This is a genomic window from Saccharicrinis aurantiacus (genome assembly GCF_947489045.1).
GTDB classification, from domain to species: domain Bacteria; phylum Bacteroidota; class Bacteroidia; order Bacteroidales; family Marinilabiliaceae; genus Saccharicrinis; species Saccharicrinis aurantiacus.
Genome location: NZ_CANLCN010000001.1, coordinates 729,921 through 752,399, shown reverse-complemented (window position 1 = coordinate 752,399; position 22,479 = coordinate 729,921). Strand labels below are relative to the sequence as shown.

The 22,479-nt window shown below is 34.3% G+C and carries 21 protein-coding genes; 8 read left to right on the top strand and 13 right to left on the bottom strand.

Translation table 11 applies throughout. From position 1 onward, the window contains the following. Positions 1-106: 106 nt before the first annotated feature. The 6 genes from QMO11_RS02745 to QMO11_RS02720 form a co-directional block, all read right to left on the bottom strand. The gene (locus tag QMO11_RS02745; RefSeq protein WP_282035925.1) at positions 107-820 is read right to left on the bottom strand and encodes an energy transducer TonB; all 714 of its coding nucleotides are present in this window, start codon (positions 818-820) and stop codon (positions 107-109) included. A gap of 208 nt (positions 821-1,028) precedes the next feature. Continuing rightward, positions 1,029-1,646, bottom strand: coding sequence for a TonB family protein (locus QMO11_RS02740; RefSeq protein ID WP_282035924.1), 618 nt, complete (start codon positions 1,644-1,646; stop codon positions 1,029-1,031). Between the two features lie 118 nt (positions 1,647-1,764). Beyond that, positions 1,765-2,646: a DUF3078 domain-containing protein gene (locus QMO11_RS02735; protein ID WP_282035923.1), complete on the bottom strand. Its 882-nt coding sequence runs from the start codon at positions 2,644-2,646 to the stop codon at positions 1,765-1,767. A 50-nt stretch (positions 2,647-2,696) separates the two neighbouring features. After that, positions 2,697-3,521 (bottom strand): mechanosensitive ion channel family protein, encoded by an 825-nt coding sequence (locus tag QMO11_RS02730; RefSeq protein ID WP_282035922.1) that lies wholly within the window; start codon positions 3,519-3,521, stop codon positions 2,697-2,699. Positions 3,522-3,738: 217 nt separating this feature from the next. Next, complete coding sequence (locus QMO11_RS02725; RefSeq protein ID WP_282035921.1) at positions 3,739-4,734, bottom strand: GntR family transcriptional regulator; 996 nt, start codon at positions 4,732-4,734, stop codon at positions 3,739-3,741. Between the two features lie 91 nt (positions 4,735-4,825). Further along, on the bottom strand, positions 4,826-5,917 hold the full coding sequence (locus QMO11_RS02720; RefSeq protein WP_282035920.1) for an N-acetylmuramoyl-L-alanine amidase family protein: 1,092 nt from the start codon (positions 5,915-5,917) through the stop codon (positions 4,826-4,828). Between the two features lie 182 nt (positions 5,918-6,099). Here QMO11_RS02720 and QMO11_RS02715 point away from each other — a divergent pair, with 182 nt between their 5' ends. Both QMO11_RS02715 and QMO11_RS02710 read left to right on the top strand, forming a co-directional pair. Continuing rightward, positions 6,100-8,880, top strand: a complete 2,781-nt coding sequence (locus QMO11_RS02715; protein WP_282035918.1) for a putative LPS assembly protein LptD — start codon at positions 6,100-6,102, stop codon at positions 8,878-8,880. Between the two features lie 18 nt (positions 8,881-8,898). Then, positions 8,899-9,279 carry a RidA family protein gene (locus QMO11_RS02710; RefSeq protein WP_282035917.1) on the top strand — a complete coding sequence of 127 codons (381 nt, stop codon included), beginning with the start codon at positions 8,899-8,901 and terminating at the stop codon, positions 9,277-9,279. 154 nt (positions 9,280-9,433) lie between these two features. Here the strand turns inward: QMO11_RS02710 and rplI are convergent, their stop codons facing one another. The 7 genes from rplI to QMO11_RS02675 all read right to left on the bottom strand — a co-directional run bounded on the left by rplI (position 9,434) and on the right by QMO11_RS02675 (position 15,572). Beyond that, positions 9,434-9,880 carry a 50S ribosomal protein L9 gene (gene rplI / locus QMO11_RS02705; protein ID WP_068472555.1) on the bottom strand — a complete coding sequence of 149 codons (447 nt, stop codon included), beginning with the start codon at positions 9,878-9,880 and terminating at the stop codon, positions 9,434-9,436. 18 nt (positions 9,881-9,898) lie between these two features. Further along, positions 9,899-10,168, bottom strand: coding sequence for a 30S ribosomal protein S18 (gene rpsR / locus QMO11_RS02700; protein ID WP_068472558.1), 270 nt, complete (start codon positions 10,166-10,168; stop codon positions 9,899-9,901). Between the two features lie 3 nt (positions 10,169-10,171). Next, positions 10,172-10,519 carry a 30S ribosomal protein S6 gene (gene rpsF / locus QMO11_RS02695; RefSeq protein ID WP_222844139.1) on the bottom strand — a complete coding sequence of 116 codons (348 nt, stop codon included), beginning with the start codon at positions 10,517-10,519 and terminating at the stop codon, positions 10,172-10,174. 286 nt (positions 10,520-10,805) lie between these two features. After that, complete coding sequence (locus tag QMO11_RS02690) at positions 10,806-11,801, bottom strand: dihydroorotate dehydrogenase-like protein (protein WP_282035916.1); 996 nt, start codon at positions 11,799-11,801, stop codon at positions 10,806-10,808. Positions 11,802-11,876: 75 nt separating this feature from the next. Further along, on the bottom strand, positions 11,877-13,358 hold the full coding sequence (gene gltA, locus QMO11_RS02685) for an NADPH-dependent glutamate synthase (protein WP_282035915.1): 1,482 nt from the start codon (positions 13,356-13,358) through the stop codon (positions 11,877-11,879). A gap of 9 nt (positions 13,359-13,367) precedes the next feature. Further along, positions 13,368-14,195 carry a sulfide/dihydroorotate dehydrogenase-like FAD/NAD-binding protein gene (locus QMO11_RS02680; RefSeq protein ID WP_068472562.1) on the bottom strand — a complete coding sequence of 276 codons (828 nt, stop codon included), beginning with the start codon at positions 14,193-14,195 and terminating at the stop codon, positions 13,368-13,370. Between the two features lie 210 nt (positions 14,196-14,405). Beyond that, positions 14,406-15,572, bottom strand: coding sequence for a BamA/TamA family outer membrane protein (locus QMO11_RS02675; RefSeq protein ID WP_282035914.1), 1,167 nt, complete (start codon positions 15,570-15,572; stop codon positions 14,406-14,408). Between the two features lie 422 nt (positions 15,573-15,994). Between QMO11_RS02675 and QMO11_RS02670 the strand changes: the two genes are divergently transcribed. The 6 genes from QMO11_RS02670 (at position 15,995) to QMO11_RS02645 (ending at position 22,361) form a co-directional block, all read left to right on the top strand. Beyond that, complete coding sequence (locus QMO11_RS02670; RefSeq protein WP_282035913.1) at positions 15,995-16,339, top strand: translation initiation factor; 345 nt, start codon at positions 15,995-15,997, stop codon at positions 16,337-16,339. A gap of 122 nt (positions 16,340-16,461) precedes the next feature. Beyond that, complete coding sequence (locus tag QMO11_RS02665; protein ID WP_282035912.1) at positions 16,462-16,830, top strand: hypothetical protein; 369 nt, start codon at positions 16,462-16,464, stop codon at positions 16,828-16,830. A gap of 248 nt (positions 16,831-17,078) precedes the next feature. Continuing rightward, positions 17,079-19,448, top strand: coding sequence for a TonB-dependent receptor (locus QMO11_RS02660; protein WP_282035911.1), 2,370 nt, complete (start codon positions 17,079-17,081; stop codon positions 19,446-19,448). A gap of 625 nt (positions 19,449-20,073) precedes the next feature. Beyond that, positions 20,074-20,784: a DUF6261 family protein gene (locus tag QMO11_RS02655; protein WP_282035910.1), complete on the top strand. Its 711-nt coding sequence runs from the start codon at positions 20,074-20,076 to the stop codon at positions 20,782-20,784. Between the two features lie 166 nt (positions 20,785-20,950). Then, positions 20,951-21,400, top strand: a complete 450-nt coding sequence (locus QMO11_RS02650; RefSeq protein WP_282035909.1) for a hypothetical protein — start codon at positions 20,951-20,953, stop codon at positions 21,398-21,400. A 403-nt stretch (positions 21,401-21,803) separates the two neighbouring features. After that, positions 21,804-22,361, top strand: coding sequence for a hypothetical protein (locus QMO11_RS02645; protein ID WP_282035908.1), 558 nt, complete (start codon positions 21,804-21,806; stop codon positions 22,359-22,361). Positions 22,362-22,479: the final 118 nt, after the last annotated feature.

Here is a 22,479-nt window from a genome sequence, read left to right as displayed (position 1 = left end):
AACAAAGTTCAGTAAATCGTGGTTAAAATGTATTAAAACAATAGCTCTTTATCCAAAATTTAGAACAACCGAAAAAGAATCTCTAATAATAGAGTAAGCAACAAATTTACCTCAATACAAAATTAATCGGCACATTATATTGCACCCTGACAGGCTTCCCTCTTTGCTTACCTGAAGAAAATTTTGGTAATGACTCAATTACACGCAATGCTTCTTTATCAAGAGCAGGGTGAACACCTCTAACCACCTCAACATTTGTAACATTACCTTGTTCTGAAACAACAAAACTCACATAAACTCTACCGGTTATTCCTGTTTCTGCAGCTACAACAGGGTATCTTACCTCATTTGCCACATACTTCATTAATTCCAGTTTTCCTTCATCAGGTGTATCACAAATATCTGGTCGAAAAATTGGCATCTCTTCTACTACAATAAAGATTGGAGCTTCTACTACCTCCTCTTCTTCCTCTATCTCCCAATTAGTTGTATATTCAACATCATCATCTTCATTAATCTCTGAATCAACAATTTCCAATTCAACATCTATCTCAACATCATCGGCCACAATATTTAGAATATCAGAAGTGTTTATTACTTTAGGAATTTCAGGTGGCTTTGGAGTTAATTGCTTTGTTATGGGAATCATCTCTTCTTCTAAATAGATGACCTCATTTACAATTTGGAGATTTTTTGACTTTGGAGAGATATTTAGCTCTAAAGAAAACAGGACTATAGCTAAACTTACAATAAAACCTAGTTCAACAAAAGCAATTTTCTTATGCTCTAAATTCGCGTGCTCATACTTTTTAGGTAACATGACTCTGCCTTTATTAAATTATAGACAACCCTAAAATTGAATCACTCAAAAAATATATCAATGACCAAAATTAGGTATTCACATATTTCTTATTGCATTGAGCACTTCGTATTAACAATCTGCGAAAAGCCCAATAACAAGAATTATTAGACTCATAAAGAAGTTCACTAACTATACTTTTATACGCTTAGATTTCAGAAAAGTTACACTAATACATTTGATATTGAGGATAGGTTCCTCGCTTTGTTTCAATTACAACAACCCCATCCCTAGCATCCGAACCAAAGAGTGAAGTGGCCTTTTCTCCTTTTATAACACGTATTGATCTTACATTAAAATATTCAATTTCACTCAAGCCATTTACTTTTTTGTTATCAAGCACAAATAGCGGATTTTTTCCATTGCTGTACATAGGCTTTAATTTATTTGCCAGATCATGTTGTTCGGCAGATAATTTAAAATGTACCGGTATGGTTAATTGAGTATTCACTATTTCTCCATTCAATTTACCAGGCTTCCATTTTTTTAGCGATAGGACTGCTCTTAAAGCTTCTTTATTTAAAGTTTCTGTTAACCCCTCTACAACCTCAATATCTGACATAATTCCTTCTGCGGTTATTACAAAGCTCACTAACACTTCCCCCTCATTTTGAGCTATCATATCAGCAAAAGGATATTGCAGGGCCTTATTAATTGCTTTTTGAACGTTCCCATTATTCTGTTTCAAAACAGGTACCTTATCTACATTTATGTAAGCAGAGTCTGCTTGTGCATAGGCCAAACTGCTAAAAGTAAGAAGATAAATAAATAGAAGTAAATTTTTCATAGCACGATAATTTTTAAGAAGTACGAATGATTAGAAATTACAACAAAAACCATACCGACTAAAATAAAAAAGGCAAGATCTTAATTGACCTTGCCATATAATTTATTTTACTATTATTTTAGAAACTGTATGTTAAACCAGCTCCAAATAGTTGTTTTACTTGCAGACGTGCTCCTTGTTCAATACCTTCATCGCTTACATACTTAATATCATCATCATAAACTAAGTTACAAGTAAACAATGCACTTAAGTAATCATTAACTTTCATACTTATTCCAAATTCCCAATCCACATCAATATTCTGTGGGTTGTTGGTATAACTTGAAAATAAATCAAGACGTGTATAAACACCAACATTTTTAATTACATCGGCTTTCTTAGCCAATAATTTAGCACTAGCACCATACTCTTCCCTTACTTTTTCTCCAGGATCTACACCAAAAGCACCCTCAGTTGATAGACTATCGTTCAAAACAAAAGTTGTTTTTGATGTTATTGGGGACAAAAATACAGTGAAATTCTCTGATGGTTTATAATCCATACCCAAAGATAATTGCAGATAACCAGGAGCCATAAAGTCAGAAATAGTGATATCCTGCTTAATAGGATCCTTATAACCTACGGCAAACTGAGTTTTAAAATCTGCCATTACTGTATAATACCAATTTTTACCTGCTTCATATCCAAATTTAGAAACCAATTGAATACGGTCTTCTGATTTTGCAAGGTTTTCAGATCCTTGCTTTGTTAAACCATAACCAAAGTCGAGTGTATTATCCCAAGCAATATTATCTTTTTTATGATTTACAAAACCTTTAAATAGGAATGTTCCTGCTACAGAATTATTTCCTCCACCAGCCCAATTGGTAAGTGAAACTTGTGAAAAGTTAAGAGAAGTAACTGCTCCTGCAGTCCAAGCTTTAATTGTATCTCCTTCTTCTTGTGCAGATACACTCATCAGTAAAAAAAGAAGAATACTTGATATTAGGGTCTTTTTCATTTAATTGTTTTTTATTCGAAATCTCAATCTGAGATTTTAATTAAGGTTTATTAATCGTTTTTTTCTTTAAAAAGATGCACATCTCTTTGTGGGAATGGAATAGAAACTCCGTTTTGATCGAATTCTTTTTTCACCATTTCATTCATATAAAAGAAAACATCCCAATAATCTGGTCCGTTACACCATACTCTTGTAGTTAAGTTTACTGAGCTATCAGCAAGTTCGCCAACAGCAATAAATGGCTCCGGAGAGGTATGTATTTTATCATTACGTTTTGCAACATCCAAAATCAGATTTCTAGCTTTATCAATATCATCGCCATAACCTATACCAAATGAAAAATCAACTCTACGTGTAGGTTCTGCTGAGTAATTAATCAAACTTGAGGTTGATAAACCTCCATTAGGTATAATTACAATTTTATTATCGACAGTCTTTAATTTGGTATTGAAAATATGAATTTCTTCAACCACACCAAGATAACCTTGTGCCTCTATAAAATCGTTTTTCTTAAAAGGCTTTAGAACTAACAACATAACACCACCTGCAAAATTTTGAAGCGTACCAGATAGTGCCATACCAACAGCTAAACCTGCAGCACCTAGAACAGCAATGAAGGAAGTCATTTGAACACCTACCATGCCCATTACACTGATTACTAACAACACCTTTAAGGTATATCCAAGAATACCAATTAAGAAAGGCTGTAATGTTTCATCAATATGCTTATTGGCAAATATTGATTTAAAAGCCTTTACTATTTTTCCAATAACCCAAAAGCCAATAATTAAGGTAAGAATGGCTAATAAAACCTTACCACCATAGGTAACTATATATTCCCTAGATGATTCAAATAATTGATTTAACTGTTCCATAAGAAAGAATTTAAGATAAGTCTAAAACTTAGATACATACAACGAGCAATTTTGTTCAATACAAATCAATAAATTAACATAATGCTCAATTGCATATATTAACCAGATTACTCGAAATTATTAAACAAATTTAAATGCAAGTTCAGTTATAAAACAAATATATATTCACAATAGAATAAATATTTTGACAAAAGGAACATTCGATTTGATAATCTAATTATATAGATGCCCGATCGATGAACTTAGTTGGAATAAACTCATCAATCTTAATACCACTCGACACAAACGACGCAATCTTCATTCCCATCGTTTCAAAATCGGTAGATATAACACTAATACCATTTTTTATATACTTCTTAGTAGGGGTTTCGTTATATGATATTATGCCTAAATCAGTACCTAAAATAAATTGATTATCATGAATAAAATCTAATAATTTTGCAAGAATTCGGTCACTAACCGTGAAGTATAACTCCCCTTTTTGTGGATCTAGCTTACTCTCATCATATAATACTTCGTAATTGAACCCCTTATTCTTACAGAAGTTTTCGAAATAAAGGATACTTTCTTTAGGGTGATATGTTGTGGTTGGATAAACGAATATTAATTTCTTATAGTTACGCAGTCTTGACTCAGCAATCAATAAATTATCATAAACCGATTGACCAAAATCTTGCCCCACAAAAGAACTTTCACTAGGTAAATTCACTTTCCAATCAATACATAATAACTTTGATGCATCAATTTTATTAATACTTGATGCTACCTTCGGATGATCAAAATTCATTACAATGTAATGACTATACTTACCGATAGCATTATTAATTGTATCTCGAAAAACAACAGCGTTATAATGATGAAAATGAATATCAACCTTATAACTCATTGGTAAAGCATCGCGAAAAGCACCAAAAAGAACTTCTTTATAGGCTTTAAAAGTATCAAGCAATAAAAATATACGATGTGAGTTATCGCAAATATAATAACCTTTATTTCTCACAGATTCTATTACCTTACGGGCTTTCAGCTCACTATACGCCTTAAAAACAGTATCTCTAGAGAGAGAACACTCTTTCACCATATCATTAACCGATGGCAAAGCATCCCCTACCTCCAAGTCTCCATTTTGAACCGCATTTTCAATACTTTCAACTAACTGTAGAAATTTTGGTGTACTTAAATTTTCATTTATTTTAGGATAGAAATTATTCATGGTAATACTTTTAAATTTTAAATAGCCCAATCAAAAACTTACCCCTAAATTTTTGACGATGCTTTAAAAAGTTGCTTTTTACCACTCAATATTATTCTATGGTTTGCTTTCTTGCTTCTGTCAAAGATATCTTTTTATTACTTTTAAAAGCAACAATAAAGCAATCTTTCACATCCTTTTTGGCTTCTACCAACAACTTACTAATTTCATCATAATCAGAAGAGCTACCAATAGTATACTTATAATATTTACCCTCAGTATATTCAAACACATCGGTGTATTTTTTATAAATTGAAGTGCCTTCCTTTATTTGTTTCTTTGAACTCGTAATCTGAATTCGATATGTAATAGAATCTTCTTTTACACTTTCTTTCTTCTCTACTAAATCTAGGCTATTATTTGCTTCGTACTCATTTTTATAATCGCGAAAAGCTCTAAAAATACCTGAAGCCAAAAGCGATTGTCCCTCTTCAGAACCCAAATATCTTTCCTCGTTAGGGTTACTTAAAAAACCCAGCTCAACAAGAATTCCGGGCATTGCCGTTTCTCGTAAAACCAAAAAGCCGGCTTGTTTAACTCCTCTACTCCTTCTTCCAACCCTGGCTTTAAATTGTCCTTCTGCTAATTGAGCCATCCTGATACTCTGATCAAGGTAAATGTTTTGCATCAATTCAAATATGATATACGATTCTGGTACTTCTGGGTCAAATCCCTCATATGTTGTTGAGTAATCATCTTCTAATCTAATTACTGAATTTTCCTTTTTTGCAACCTCTAAATTATCCTCCGTTCTATGTAATCCTAGAGCAAAGGTTTCCGTACCTGTAACTTTAGAATTAGATATATAATTGGCATGAATAGAAATAAATAAATCAGCATTGGCTTTATTCGCAATTTCTGCACGTTCATTAAGTGGCACAAAAACATCCTTTTTTCTTGTATAAACAACTTTTACATCAGGCAAATACTGGTTAATATAACTTCCGAGTTTTAATGCTACATTGAGCACAACATCTTTCTCCCTAACCTTATGCCCATGAGCACCAGGGTCTTTACCTCCATGCCCAGCATCAATTACAACGCATTTTAATTTACCGGTTGTTTGAGCAGATAGTTTTGAGGCTCCCAAAAGCTCAATTACTAATATAATAACAAAAAAGAGACGAATAAACTTGAAATTCATTGAGGTCAGTATTTTACAGGAATTTAAATATTACGTTAATGATGCAAATATATAAATGGCGGAATAATAAATTGAAACATTTTGCTTATTTTCTTCTATAAAAAGATGGCTTAGCCAATTTTTGTATACTTTTGTGCTGCGCAAGGCAGTCTTTACATATATAAATGGATTATACTATTAAATTGAAAAAAAACACAATACATTCAATTATATTTATAGCTTCATATCTACTATGTTGTTTTCCACACAACCTTGTAGCTCAAGAACTACCTCCTGATAGTTTAAGTACGGTCATTAATGAAATCGACTCTACTTTTATCAGCCAAATTGATAGCTTAAATACACCAGTTGATACAACAGGTATTGATACACCCCAAGAATCAAATGGATTGGGAATTGATGCGGAAGTTGAATATACTGCAAAGGATTCCATCATCATGACGATGGATGGCTCGAAAAAAGTGTATTTATATGGCGATGCCGAAGTTAAATATTTAGATATCACTCTTACCGCAGCTTTTATTGAGTTAGATTTGGATAGTAGTCTTACCTATGCCAAAGGAATAGAAAACGACAGTACAGGTATCGCAGAAGGCTTACCCGTGTTTACCGATAAAAGTGGTTCTTATGAAATGAGAACCATTAAATACAATTTTAATACTGAAAAGGCAATTATTGAACATGTTGTTACTGAACAAGGAGAAGGCTATATAGTAAGTGACGTAGCTAAAAAAGCTCCTGATAATTCATTTTGCATAAAAGATGGCCACTATAGTACCTGTGACAATCACGATCATCCACACTTCTACCTTAACCTTACCAAAGCAAAGGTAATACCCGGAAAGAAAACAATAACCGGTCCGGCGTATATAGTAATTGAAGATGTCCCTTTATATCCTATAGGTATACCTTTTGGGTTTGTTCCAACTACTAGTTCATATAGCTCTGGTGTTATATTCCCATCCTACGGAGAAGAAAGCTCTCGAGGAATATTTTTAAGAGATGGAGGATACTATTGGGCCGCCAATGATTATTTTGACTTAGCAGTAACCGGAGATATTTATGCCAACACATCATGGGCAGTACGTGCAGCATCTAAATACAAAAACAGATACAAATACGGAGGAAACTTTAACCTTCAGTATATTGAGAATGTTACAGGTGAAAAAGATATTCCTGAAACCTATCTAAAAACGAAAGATTTTTCCATAACATGGTCGCATAGGCAAGATGCAAAGGCAAATCCTTATCAAACCTTTTCAGCAAGTGTAAATTATAGTACAAGCTCTTTTGATCAGAACAATGTAAACAGTATTGTAGACCCGAATAGAGTAGCCACAAACACAAAAAGATCAAGTATCTCATACAGCAGAAGATTTCCGAGTACACCATTTAATTTCTCGGCCAACCTTTTAGCCTCTCAAAACTCCAGAGATACTACTGTAAACTTTACAGCTCCTGATTTAACCCTAACAATGAACCGAGTTTTCCCCTTTAAAAACAAAAACAAGGTTGGTAGTAAAGAAGCCTGGTATGAGAAGCTTAGCTTATCGTATACCGGGAATATGAAAAACTACATTAATACAAAGGAATACGAGCTAAGTGACAAAAACTTCCCTCAGGATTGGGAAAATGGGGTGAAGCACACAATACCAGTTTCGCTTAACCTAAAATTATTAAAATACTTTACTGTAACACCTAACTTTAATTATACTGAACGATGGTACTCTAAATCTACCACTCAGGCTTATGATTCACTGAACAACCAAATAATACAGACAGATACAATAAATGGCTTTAACAGAGTATGGGATTATAATTTTGGAGCAAGTACATCTACAAAAATATATTCGTTTTATAGACCCTGGAGAAAGGTTTTTGGTGATAAAGTAGACGCTATTAGACACGTAATGACGCCATCTGCCTCTGTATCATTCAGACCCGACTTCGCAGACCCTAAATACGGCTATTACGATTATTTTGAATACTACGATAGAGATCGTGATGAAATAGTAGCACACGAATACTCAAGATATGAAGGATCACTGTACGGTACACCCGGAAAAGGAAAGTCAGGTAGTTTAGGACTAAGCCTCGGTAATACACTTGAAATGAAAGTAAAGAGTGATAGGGACAGTACCGGATTTAAAAAAATAAAGATTCTTGAAGGATTAAACTTTTCTACCTCTCATAACTTTTTGGCAGATTCATTAAAGTGGGGCGCTATTAATATGAATGGTCGTACCAAAATTGCGGGAACCAATATTAATTTTGGAGCTGTTTTTGATGGTTATGCGCTTGAAGAAACATATGAAGGTTCTGAACAAGCCGTACGAGTTAATAAATCTTACTTTTCAGAAACCGGAAAACCTCTTCGATTAGAAAGTGCCAACCTTAACTTTGGTGTTTCAATTGGTTCTGATAAAATAAAAAAATGGCGTGAAAAACGACAAGGGAGAGGTAGCAATGAAGACGACAACGAAGATGAGCTAGAAGATGATTTCCTTGATCCTCTTGATCGTATTGATCGTATTGAGGACGAATTTGCCAACACAAGAGGCACACAGGAAACTAGTTTGGATGATGATGGCTATACTCAATTTCAAATACCATGGAACCTCTCACTTAGCTATAGCTTTAGGCTAGTAAACGACACATTTGACCCCGTTGCAAAAACCTTTAGCCACAAAGTAACTTCAGATATTAATGTTAATGGAGATTTTTCGTTAACACCAAAATGGAAATTTTCTTTCACCACTGGTTATAATTTTGATTTAAAAGAAATAGCACATACTAACCTTAGAATCTCTCGTGATTTACACTGTTGGGGTATGAGCTTCAATGTTGTGCCAGTAGGTAGATATAAATCTTATTTCTTTTCAATCAGAGTTAACTCATCACTACTTCAAGATTTAAAACTTGAGAAACGTAGTAGTCCGAGAGACAACCCAGGTTACTATTAATCAATAAATACTATAGCGATGTCGAAAAAGATAATTAACACAACTAATGCTCCTGCAGCAATTGGCCCATATAGCCAAGCTATCGAAGCTAATGGCACCTTATATATTTCTGGTCAAGTACCTATTGTACCAGCCACAGGAAAGGTTATTGAAGGCGATATTACAGCTCAAACAGAGCAGGTAATGAAAAACATCGAAGCCATCCTAAGCGAAGCAGGATATTCATTTAAGGATGTTATAAAATCAACTTGCCTACTAAGTGATATGGCAAACTTTAAAGCCATGAATGAGGTATATGGGAAATACTATAACGAAAATCCTCCTGCACGAGCAGCTTTTGCAGTAAAAGAACTACCACTAGGAGTTATGGTTGAAATAGAGACCATCGCCATAAAATAAAACTCATTGAGCTTTATATAACGAGATCACAAAGGCTATTCAGAAGAATATTCTTTTTTTTATACAAAAAAATAGAAATCAAAAAAGCCATTACTAAAAGTAATGGCTTTAATCTGTTTGTTTGAAAATGTATCTCGTATAAGTTTATACTGTTTTATTCAGCAACTACTTCGAAGTTAACTTCTACTTTAACTTCTCTATGAAGTTTTACTGTTGCTACGTATTTACCAATTTCTTTCACTTGGTCTTCTTTGATAGAAATGTTTTTACGCTCAATAGTATAACCTTGCTTTTCTAACTGCTCTGCAATCTGAATTGTATTTACAGAACCGAAAATCTTACCAGTTGTACTTGTTTTAGCTCCAATAGAAAGAGATAAACCTTCCATTTTCTTAGCTGTTTCAAGCGCATCATTCTTAATCTTTTCTTCTTTATGAGCTCTTTGGCGCATATTCTCTTCATGTACTTTGATAGCAGAAGGAGTAGCCAAAATTGCAAGCCCTTGAGGAATAAGATAGTTTCTACCGTATCCAGCCTTTACCTTTACAACATCATTTTTGTGTCCTAGGCTGGCTAAATCATCTTTTAAAATTACTTCCATTTTTTAATCCTCCTGTTTTTATTTCATCAAATCAGTAACATAAGGCAACAATGCAAGGTGACGCGCACGCTTAACTGCAGTTGCAACTTTTCTTTGATACTTTAATGAAGTACCAGTTAGACGACGAGGAAGAATTTTACCTTGCTCGTTTAAAAACTTCTTAAGAAATTCAGGATCTTTGTAATCAATATACTTGATCTTTGATTTCTTAAAACGACAGTATTTTTTCTTTTTGATCTCTACTGACGGAGGAGTTAAATATCTGATTTCACTTTGATTTTGTGCCATGTCCTATTTCTCCTTTTTTTCTTTGATGTTTTTTCTTCTCTTCTCACTGTAAGCCTCTGCATACTTATCCATTCTAAAACTTAGAAAACGAATAACACGCTCGTCGCGACGAAAAGCAAGCTCAAGCTTTGCAATAACATCTGGTTCTACTTTAAAATCAAATAGGTTATAAAAACCTGTAGATTTTTTTTGAATTGGATACGCAAGTTTACGTAATCCCCAATTTTCTGCGTTTACAATTTCTCCTCCGTTCTCGGTGATAACACCTCGGAACTTTTCAACTGCTTCTTTCATCTGAACATCAGACAAAACAGGAGTCAAAATGAAAACGGCTTCATAATGATTCAACATAATTATTGTAAATTAAATTAATGTGGCGCAAAAGTAAATAATAAAAACTTAATATCAAAACAACTCAAACCACAAATACATATTCATCAGTTTTTTGTGGTTCAGCACATCACACTTACATCGCATATAAAATAAGTTATGCCATAAGGGATTTTAAGAAACACACTAGGCAAACATTGAAGCTATGTTCCAAACATTAACTTCAATGAGCTAAACCCTCCATATATAAACAAAGGGCAGAATCAAAAAATGATCCTGCCCTTGGCAATATTTTGTATGTTATAAATTACGAAATCATATGCTCACCAAAATACCTCATAAACTGAACTCGCTCAAAGCGCTCTGAGTTTTGATCAGGATCATGATGAACTGAACCTCTAAACTCATCAATACTTACATATCCTCTTTTTTCCATCCACTCTTTTATACCTTCAAGTATAGAAGAAATTACTTCAGGACCATCCATGTATATTTTAGATACTATTTGCACTGTTGTAGCACCTGCCATTAACATTTTTATAGCTGTTTCAGCATTGTGCACACCTGTACTTGCTGATAAGTCGGTATTCACTTTACCTGACATAATAGAAATCCATCGCAAAGCATTATAATACTCCTCATTAGTTGAATATGGACTACCTGCAATTACCTCATCAGTATATATATCAAAATCTACATTATAGAACCTATTAAACATAGTGATACCATCTACACCAATATCATCCATCTTTTTAATGCTTGCAGCCAAATTAGATGAATAAGGAGCTATTTTAACTGAAACAGGTATAGATACGTGTGATTTAACGGCAGAAACTATTGACTGATAAAATTGCTCTTGTTCATCTGCTTTCTGATTTACATCAGATGGCAACTTAAATAAGTTTAATTCTAAGGCATCAGCACCAGCATCGGCTAATATTTTAGCATAAGAAACCCACTCCCCCGAAGATGCACAGTTAATACTACCAATGATTGGAATGTCAACTTCCTTTTTTGCATCTTGAATTAAAGCGGCTGTTTTTTTAAGAACATCGCTCTTAATTTGGTAATCGAAATAATCTAAAAACTCAAGATTATTATCTTGATCGCCCAATTTATTCTTTAACACATCTTGGTGCTCCTGAATAATTTCTTCTTCGAATACTGATTTTACAACTACAGCTGCTGCGCCGTTTTCTGCTAGTTTTTTTATACTCTCTACTGAGTTTGTTAATCCACAACTCCCTACTATAATAGGGTTTTTGAGTCTCAATCCTAGGTACTTCGATTCTAATATCTTCATATAATGAGAATTCGAATTTATTATGTTTAATTTATTTTGTCAAGTATGAAACAATAATACGGCATTTTTGTTTAATTATTGTTCATTTTTCTTCAAAAAATTATCCATCGACTGTGCAGCTCTTCGTCCATCGCCCATTGCCAAGATGACAGTTGCACCTCCTCTTACGATATCTCCACCTGCAAAAACAGTATTAATTGAAGACTGTAAAGTATCCTCATTAACCTCAATAGTTCCCCACTTAGTTGTGGTTAACTCAGGCAAAGAATCCGGAATTAATGGATTTGGTGACACCCCAACACTTACAACAACGGTGCTTACCTGAATTAAGTATTCTGAACCCTCAATGGCAACAGGTCTTCTACGACCACTTGCATCAGGTTCACCTAATTCCATTTTTTGAATTTTTACTTTATTAACTCGGCCCTTTTCATCGGCAAAGTACTCAATTGGGTTAGCTAAAGTAATAAACTCAACACCTTCCTCAATTGCATGATGAATTTCTTCCTTACGTGCTGGCATTTCATCCATACCTCTACGGTATACAATCATGGCCCTATCGGCACCTAGCCTTTTAGCTGTACGAACTGAATCCATGGCTGTGTTACCTCCACCAATAACCATTACATTTTTACCGCTAACCACCGGAGTATCCGTATCTTGCTCAGCAGCATGCATTAGGTTAATTCGTGTAAGATATTCGTTTGAACTTTGAATGCCAATATAGTTTTCGCCAGGTATACCCATAAAACGAGGCAAACCAGCACCACTACCAGCAAAAAAGGCTTTGTAGCCTTCTTCTTTTAAATCATCAAAACTTACTGTTTTACCCACAACAAAGTTTGTTTCGAACTGAACCCCCATTTTCCTGAGGTTATCAATCTCCACATCAACAATATCATTCGGTAATCTAAACTCTGGAATACCGTATTTAAGCACTCCACCTATTTCGTGTAATGCCTCAAAAACAGTAATGGAGTATCCTTTTTTGGCCATTTCTCCTGCAAAGGTTAAACCTGCTGGTCCTGATCCAATTACTCCAATTTTTATATTATTACTCGTTGCTGTCTCAGGAACAGACATCTGACCTGATTCGCGCTCATAATCGGCAGCAAATCGCTCTAAATATCCAATCGCAACGGGTTCTTTCTTCAATTTTTGTGTATAAAAGCAATTGGCCTCACATTGCTTCTCTTGCGGACAAACACGACCACAAACAGCAGGCAAAGTACTTGTTTCTTTCAACACTTTGGCAGCCTCTAAAAATTCACCCTGCTCAATTCGCTTCACAAATTTAGGGATGTTTATTTCAACCGGACAACCATTTATACAAGTGGGATTCGCACAATCAATACATCTTGCTGCCTCTTGTTGTGCTTGCTCAACCGTTAAGCCACTATTTACCTCAACATACGATTTGATACGAACATTCGCATCAACCTCATTCATTTTAGCTCTAATTAAGGAAGTACGGTCTTTGGCTTTTATATTTTTTCTCAAATCTGAACGCCACGCTTCGTTTCGTTCAGTTTTTAACGATTCTGATCTATTTTCCATCGGAATAATCTATTCACACTGTTTTAGGTAATCTGTTTCTGCTTCCTTCTCAATTTCTTTGTATCCACCTAAGCGCAATAACATCTCATCAAAATCAACATCATGTGCATTAAATTCAGGACCATCGACACAAACAAATTTTGTTTTACCTGCCACTGTAATGCGGCAAGCACCACACATACCCGTACCGTCAACCATTATAGTATTTAAACTAGCTAAAGTTGGTATGTTATGTTTTTTTGTGGTTAAGGATGCAAATTTCATCATAACGGCAGGGCCAATAATCATTGCTTCAGCGATATCCTCATCTTTAATAATCTGCTCCATGCCATCAGTAATAAGTCCTTTTTGACCGTATGAACCATCATCAGTCATAATCACAAGCTTATCTGAGTATTCTCTAATCTGATCCTCAAGAATGATTAAATCTTTGTTACGAGCAGCAATTACAGTAACCACTCTATTACCCGCTTTTTTATAAGCCTCAACAATTGGTAAAAGAGGTGCAACCCCTACTCCACCGCCACAGGCTAAAACAGTACCTTTGTTGTCGATATGCGTGGCTTGTCCTAGTGGGCCAACTAAATCAGTTATATGATCTCCAACATTAAGTGCAGTAAGCTTTCGAGACGAAACACCAACCTTTTGAACCACAAGGGTAATTGTGCCTTTAACTCTATCAGCACCAGCTATAGTTAAGGGAAATCGCTCCCCCTTTTTTCCTATTTTTACAATTACAAAGTGCCCTGCCCTTCTAGCTTTAGCTATACGTGGCGCTTCAATTTCAAATTTCACAACGTTTTCTGAGAAAAACGTTTTCTCTATAATCTTGTACATTTAGAACTCTGCTCCTTTTTCTTTTTTAAGATTCAAAATAAGGTGGTGATTTTTCCGAATCGCAAAAGTATGATAAAATTCATAGTTACCACAACGTGAAAGCTAAAAATATACATCTTTTACAACATAAAACGCCATATTTTGAACCCTTGTTCATTAAAATTATACGAATATTAATATTAAAGAAAAATACTTTAGTATTGAGCTACACTAAAATGCTTCAAGAACTGTAAAGTATAATGCACTCTCGCCTTTGGGCCCAAATCCTAAATCGGCGCGGAAATGTATTTTTTTATCCGGAACAAGTTGAAAACGAAAGCCCGCACCATAACTATACTTTACATTTTCAAACATATGATTTCCTTCCGCTCCAAAATTATTGCCTAACTCAGTAAAAAGTGTACCCGATACGCGCCACCACAAATACTTACGATACTCTGCACGGGCAAGCCAAGCATGATCATCGATAAACATATGAGGATGGTTGATTCCGCGCATTAATATTTTATTTGCAATCATTGGAAGTTGATAAAAAGGCGCTTCGCCAAAAGTAAAGCTAGCGTATCCCTGAAACGCAAGCACATTATTTGAATTGCCAATTGAGCAGTATTTACGTAAATCAACTGTTGCTTGAGCGAAAGAATTCTCATTTCCGAAAAATTTTGGATAAAATACCGCGTAAGCCTGATGATAGGAACCTTTTTCTGGAAAGAATACATTATTGCGACTATCATATTTATAAATGGGACCTAAACCAAATGTTACTCCACCATCATATCCGTTTATCGAAGGATTTAAAACATCGCCATAGGTATCGCTTATTTTAGCAACATTAAGATCATACCTTAGTCCTAAAAAGCTTTCGTTACTTAATTGCTTTGCTAATTCTCCATTAAAAACCAAGTTCTTCATCTTATAAGGAGAAAAAGCGCCATCAGTAGCATTATTTCCTATTCCGTAAAAAGCCGTTTGGTAATCAGAATACCAAAGGAAAGATGAAACATTCCAACCATTTTGAGTAAACATAACGAATGTAAAATCAAGATCTAGTTGCCCCTTAGTTGAGTAACTAAGACGAGGAATTAAAGCTGTAGGTCTTTTTTGATCAGAAAGTAAAGTTGTATCTCTAGACTTAAACTGAATTACAGGCATAATACCGATTGCAACACCTGATAACTCCTCGTAGGTACACGTGGGATAAATTGAAATAGTTGCTCTAGGCTTCTCAAACGTAAACATGTCTGCAATTCTATCTAAAGAAGATACTTCTGGAATATCTTCTTTTGGAATAGTATCGTTTAATGTTTGTGCATCTGAAAATACGCAGCTTATTGCAAATATAGAGATAAGAAAAAATCTTCGGATTATTTTAATCATTGCCGATTGTATTATGTTATATCAAAGGGCTCGAATTTATCTTATTATTTCTATTATGAACATTATAAATATTTCGAAACATCCATAAATGAATTTGAATCGACTTTAAACTGAATCTAAGTTGATAAAGCTTATTTCTGATCACTGTTCTTTACGCAAAACTTAATTTTGGCTGTTGATTTATTTAAGAAGTAGTTTAATGTTATTCCGAAAATCTACACGCAACATCTTAATTCCATTAACTACTACTAATTAATTCCGCACTTATGGCTATGCAATAAAAGACTGAAATTTTACACTGATAATCAATCCATAAATCTGGAAATTCCTCTAAAACTTAAAATAACTTCGAAGCTCAATTTTAATTGATCAAATTGATATCAAAAAAATCTTAGTATTTTCGTGCCAAAGAATGATAAACAATGGCAAAGAATAGAAAAGACAGAGAAGGTATTGTATTTTCAACAGGTAGTAACTTTGATTACGACTATAACGAAGAAGCTAGCGAGGAAACTTTACCCCCACAACAGCAAAACCTACGTATAATGCTTGATAAAAAAGCCCGCAAAGGAAAAGCAGTTACTTTGGTTACTGGCTTTATTGGTGAAGAAAGCGATTTAAAAGACTTGGGAAAAGAGCTTAAATCGAAATGTGGTGTTGGTGGATCAGTAAAAAACGGTGAAATTATTATACAAGGCGATTTTAGAGACAAAGTGCTCGATCTTGTGATTAAAGCAGGGTATAAAGCCAAAAAATCAGGCGGTTAAGCCCAATACAACTGCATTTATCAGTATTTATAAGATTGAGATTTTCTTCATAAATATTTAAAAACCCCAACATATAGGGATAGTATCGCACCAATAATGTTTGCATTTTTGCATCAGCAATTATGAAAAGAACCCGAAAAATATTATCCCTATTATTAACAGCTCTTCTGTTATTCCTAAACGTTGGCTTGGCCGTCGGTTTCGGAAGTAAGTTGCATGCTCACATATTGGGGAATAATGAAATTCTAATTCACTTTCATAATTTAGGCGCAAATGGCGAACATGGCCAAGGCCACTCATCTGATGCCTCTCGCTGCTCCTTTGGAGACTTTAGCACTACCCTAACATTTCTGGACTCAAGCATTAGCTTAAATTTAAAAGAACTAACACTTAGTTGTTCTTATAAATACATTACAAACATACTTGAGTTACACATTGGTAACTTATACCACACATCACCACTCAGAGCTCCTCCTTACGTTTTAGCATAAACAGTATTGTTTTTACATGTAAAGACTAAAATCCTGAATGTTTTAAGCTCAGCTAAAGAACAATTTAATTACAAAACCGAAGCAGTATTATACGGCCTACCATGCTGGTAAGCTCAAGATATCTGTAATACATTATGTTATTGCATAGAATATGTATGCATTTGGTATTATAGCGCTAGCTCTAACCGATTTTAGCACTATGGCATACCTTATTTTATAGCACGAACAACAAAAAGTTATAAGAACAAATGAATAATTTACTAAGAAACCTCTCTATTTTTGCGCTATTTTTAACAGCAACTACACTGTTTGCTGCGGATAAACTACCTCCTGTTAAAGGAATGGTATCAACCAACGGCGAACCAATTCCGTTTGCCACAATAGCCATAGCCTCAACAACCCTAGGAACCGCTTCTGATGACAAAGGTGTATATACTTTTAGTAGTTTACCCGAAGGCCATTACACAATTATAGCGCAAGCAGTTGGTTACAAAGCCAAAGAAGTTGAGATTGACTATGAAATTGGAAAAAACTTGGTGATTAACTTCGACTTAGCTGAAGATGTACTAGGCCTAGAGCAAGTGGTTGTTACAGCCGATAAACATCAAAAGAAACGAGTTAACGCTTCGATGGTGGTAAATACCATGACTCCTAAAACTTTTAGCCAAACACAATCGGTTACTTTAAGCGAAGGATTAAGCTTTACACCTGGTATCAGAACCGAAAACAATTGCCAAAACTGTGGTGCCAATAGTGTTAGAATGAATGGTATGGAAGGTTCATACTCTCAGGTACTAATTAATGGTCGCCAGATATTCTCAGGCTTAGCCAGCGTATATGGTTTAGAAATGATACCTGCTAATATGATTGAGCAGGTTGAGGTTGTAAAAGGTGGCGGTTCTGCACTTTACGGAAGTAATGCAATTGCCGGAACTATTAACTTAATAACAAAAGAGCCTACAACAAATACTTTTGAAGCAGGTATCAATAACGGTATTATAGGTGTTGGTAAAGATGGTGCTGCTAACGATTTAAACATCAACTTAAATACCTCAATTGTTACTGAAGACAAAAACACAGGTATGAGTTTATATGGATCGCACAGAAACAGAGAAGGTTTTGATTATAATGGTGATGGCTTTACTGAGCTTGCTGAATTGAACAATGTTACTTTAGGAACCAGTGTTTATCACCGAATGGGATATAGAGATAAAATTACTTTTGATTATTTCCATATTCAAGAAGACAGAAGAGGTGGCGATCAATTAGACTTACCAAAACATGAGGCTGAAATTGCAGAAGCCGTAGAACACAAAATAAACACCGGAGCCATAAACTACACACGTTTTGTGGGTGAAAATAATGGTCAATTATCTGTATATGCATCGGCACAGCATATTGATAGAGGTTCGTATTATGGTGCAGAGAAGGATCCTAGTGGTTACGGGCACACTACTGATTTATCGTATGCAATAGGTACACAATACAAGGCTGACTACGGAAAATCGAACTTAGTAGCAGGTATTGAGAATAATGGTAGTAAGCTTAATGATAAAAAATTGGCTTATACTTACTTTGATGAAGAAAGTGGTACAATGCTTACCGAGGATACACGCCAAGTATCTAAACAAAACAGTAACATTTGGGGTGCATTCGGACAATATGAATATGCTTTTAATAAGTTAACTCTATCGGGAGGTTTAAGAGTAGATTATTACGATATAAACAATGAAGTGGATTCAAAAAACGATTTAGATAACGTTGTAGTTAGTCCGCGCTTAAATGCATTGTATTCTCCTAGTGATAAAATTAGAATTAGAGGTAGCTACTCGCAAGGATATAGAGCACCTCAAATTTTTGACGAGGATTTACACATTGAATCTTCTGCAGCCCGTAAAGTGGTACATGTAAATGGCGATAACCTAGAGCAAGAAACTAGTCACAGCATGATGGCCTCGTTCGATTACCACTCACAAATTGGTAGTGGGGAGTTTGAATTTTTAGTAGAAGGCTTTTATACATATTTAGAAAATGCATTTGTATTAGATCATGGTGCACCAGATGAAGATGGCGTTGCCTTGTATACTCGTTTTAATTCAGATGTTCCTGCTCGTGTTAAAGGTATCAATTTTGAGTTACGCTATGCTCCTTCTATTAAATTCGATTTTAACGGTGGCTATACCTTCCAATCAAGTCAGTTTGATGAGGAACAAGAGTATAATGACGCAGGAACACTTACTACAAAAGAGTTTTTAAGAACTCCGAATAACTACGGATTCTTTACGCTTAACTATAAACCAACACGCAAGCTTACTTTATCTGCTAACGCCACCCATACAGGATCTATGAATATTGCCTATTTTGGGCCAGAATTAGAAAAAGCTGAAGAAGGTGAATTAAGAACTACCGATCAGTTTTTTGATTTAGGTTTAAAAGCAGAATATACCCTTAAATCGAAAAGTGGTGTTGATGTGGCATTCTCAGCAGGTATTAAAAACATATTTAACAGTTATCAAAGTGACTTAGATACCGGTGTTAATAGAGACCCTGCTTATATGTATGGTCCGCAAATGCCAAGAACGGTTTATTTTGGTATTAAAATAGGAAACCTATTATAAAACAAACAATTACCTTCAGCTAAGCTGAGTGATAATATAACAATTAGTATTTAGATTAAAATCCCGGATGTAAGCCACATTCGGGATTTTTTTTTGCTTTAACTCTTGACATTGTACATAATTGTTATATTTTTACATACTCATTCTTAATACTTTATCCAAAACCCTAATAAAATGAACACCCATACTACTATCCATATCACTAACCCACACTCCATTTCTGCATCACATAATACTTCCAAAAAGGCAACACTTAGATTAGTGCCATTAGGTATCAATACCTAAATATTTGTTGATGCCAGTAAAAAAATATTGGTAAACACTCAAAAATGATTTTAAATTATTTTGGCCAGTTTAGCAATGTTTGCGCAAACATTAGCCAATTAAAACTTAAACAAGCTTTTTACTCGCACACAAAGCTCATTTAAAACTTGAACAAGCAATGTAAAAACAAACAAAGCCCATTTAAAACTTAATTAAAGCGTGTACAAACACACAAAGCCTATTTAAGTTTTGTTTTAACTTTTTAAGTATCAACAAAACTTAAACAAGCAAAATTGAAATTTACCCCTATTAATAAATTACAATCAAATAACTTATAATTAATAACCTTAAAACAATTATGATGATTAGCAAATTAAAAAGTCATAGCAGAGTAACTGAAGTTGATGCCACATGCAAACTTATTATTGAAGCCTATAATAAGGAAGATTTAAGTGCCGATACTTACATTACATCTGTTTTTGATCATCTTAAAACAAAAAGTAAGGCATTATCAAATGCCATTAGGCAAGATAAGGTTGAATCGGAGCTAGATGCTTTAGATACTGTGCGCGACGAATTGGTTAAATCGGCACATTACCTTTTAATAGGCTATGTGCGCAACCCAAACCAAACATACGCCACAGCAGCTACTGCCGTAAAAAAAGTATACGATAAGTATGGTATTAAAATGATTAACGAAAGTTATGCCGTACAAAGCTCTTTATCTGAATCGTTAAGCGCAGATATGGCACGACCAGAAATGCTGGTTCACATAAATACCTTACCAGGAGTTGGCGAAGCCTTTACCGCGCTAGGCACTGCACAAAGCAACTTCAGCACGGCCGAGTTAAAATATAAAGAAGAGCGATCGAAATTTGATGAGAAAGAAAGTGCTACTAGCATTAAAAAAGAAGTATGCCATATTATTAATAACGATGTGGTGTTTTATATAGGTGCCATGGCCAAATCAAACAAAGCCGTATACGGTAATTTGGCTTTAACCGTTGATAAAATTATTGATACCAATAATACTACGGTAATGAGCAGGCGCAAAACTAAAGTTGAGGCTTAATTGGCTATGAGGGGTGTTTTAATCACCCCTCATTATTTCTATATAACTACATAAAAGCAATTACTAATGAACAAGCTAATACAATTTACAAAAGAAAATAAAACAATAATTATTGTAACAATTTTCATAATCGCGTATCTAATATACAATAGAACAGATTTTATTAATGGATTTATGGAAGGTTACAACAGTGCCCGAAGATGAAAATAAACCAATGCAAATACATAAAAAGCTAGTACTCGCAATCCCAGCCCTATGGGCAAGTATTTTTGATTCTGTAATTACCATTGTTCATCAACCAAGTGAATATTGGGATGGTAATTTAAATAAAGCTAACGAGGCAAACCCTATCGGTAATTTTATGATGAATTATCATACCTCAGGTATATTTATACTGTGCGGATTATGGATTATCGCGATAGCATTACTGGGGCGATATTTACCCCTGAAGATAGCACGCGTTTTTCTGCTTTTTACCTTAATGGCGCATAGCTACGGAGCTTCAACTTGGTTAACTATGCATTATGGCTTTGGGTCGGCAATGCTTTTTATCTTATTCAATGCCATTTTATTTTATAAAATCCAGGATTTAAGCAGTAATACCAAAAACAATTAATTTTTAAAAACATTAAATACTCTAATATGAAAATAGCCTCAATAATTCTCGCCCTTATCGCTCTGATACAATTAATTATATGCTTTCTATTTTTCCAATAGTTATAAGCACCAGTTTGAGCAAACAAAATAAAAGTAGTATAGCCAACAAAAACTGGCTTATTACTTTAACATTGATACTAAACCTGATTTTTAAATAGATGAAGAAAAAACGGAAAAGGAAAATACTATTTCTATTAGTTACAGCAATAGTATTTTCTTTAATAAGCTTTCAGTGCTGCGAAGTAAAGGAAGAACCTAAGTTTGATTTCCCATATGATATTGATATTATCAAATAAATAATCTCATAAGAGGAAGAGTGGTGCAATAGAAAATTGATTAATAAATTTAAAACCTATAGTTAAATGAAAAATTCAAGACTTATTTGTTTACTAATTATTGGAATAGGATTCTCAATAAATAGCTATTGCAAAAAAAACAATCCACTAAATACTGCAAGTATTGATTCCGTTAAGTTTGATTTCAATTTCCATACTCACAAAACTATGGGACTGTCCATGAGTATTGTTTCCAACTGGAAGGTTATTGAGGATAAAGCAAATACTCCTCTTATCATAGCAAATCAAAATAAAAAATCTTTTTTAAAAATAAGCTTAAGTGAAATGTCCGATATTCGAGAAAGTATGAAATCTAGTACCGAACAGAAGGGTAAGTATAATTTAGATGACGATACAAAAAAAGAATTATTGCAAAAACTAGTCGTACTAAACTCTGATATCCAAGATCGCTTAAACTCCGAAATGAATATTACAAATACGACAGCATCAAAGCATAATAAAGATTGTTTCATGTCCATGACTTATAAGACAATCAATAAAAAGGGATACTTAATTGAAGCAACAGGTTTTATGTGTGAGGAGGAAATTAAATTTATGATTGAATCATTAAAGAGCTCTGAATAAAACATATGCAGATAATAGCTACGGAGGTCCAACTTGGTTAACTATGCATTATGACTATGGTCGGCTATGCTTTCTATTTTATAAAATCCAGGATTTATACCATAAATAAAAAAGAATA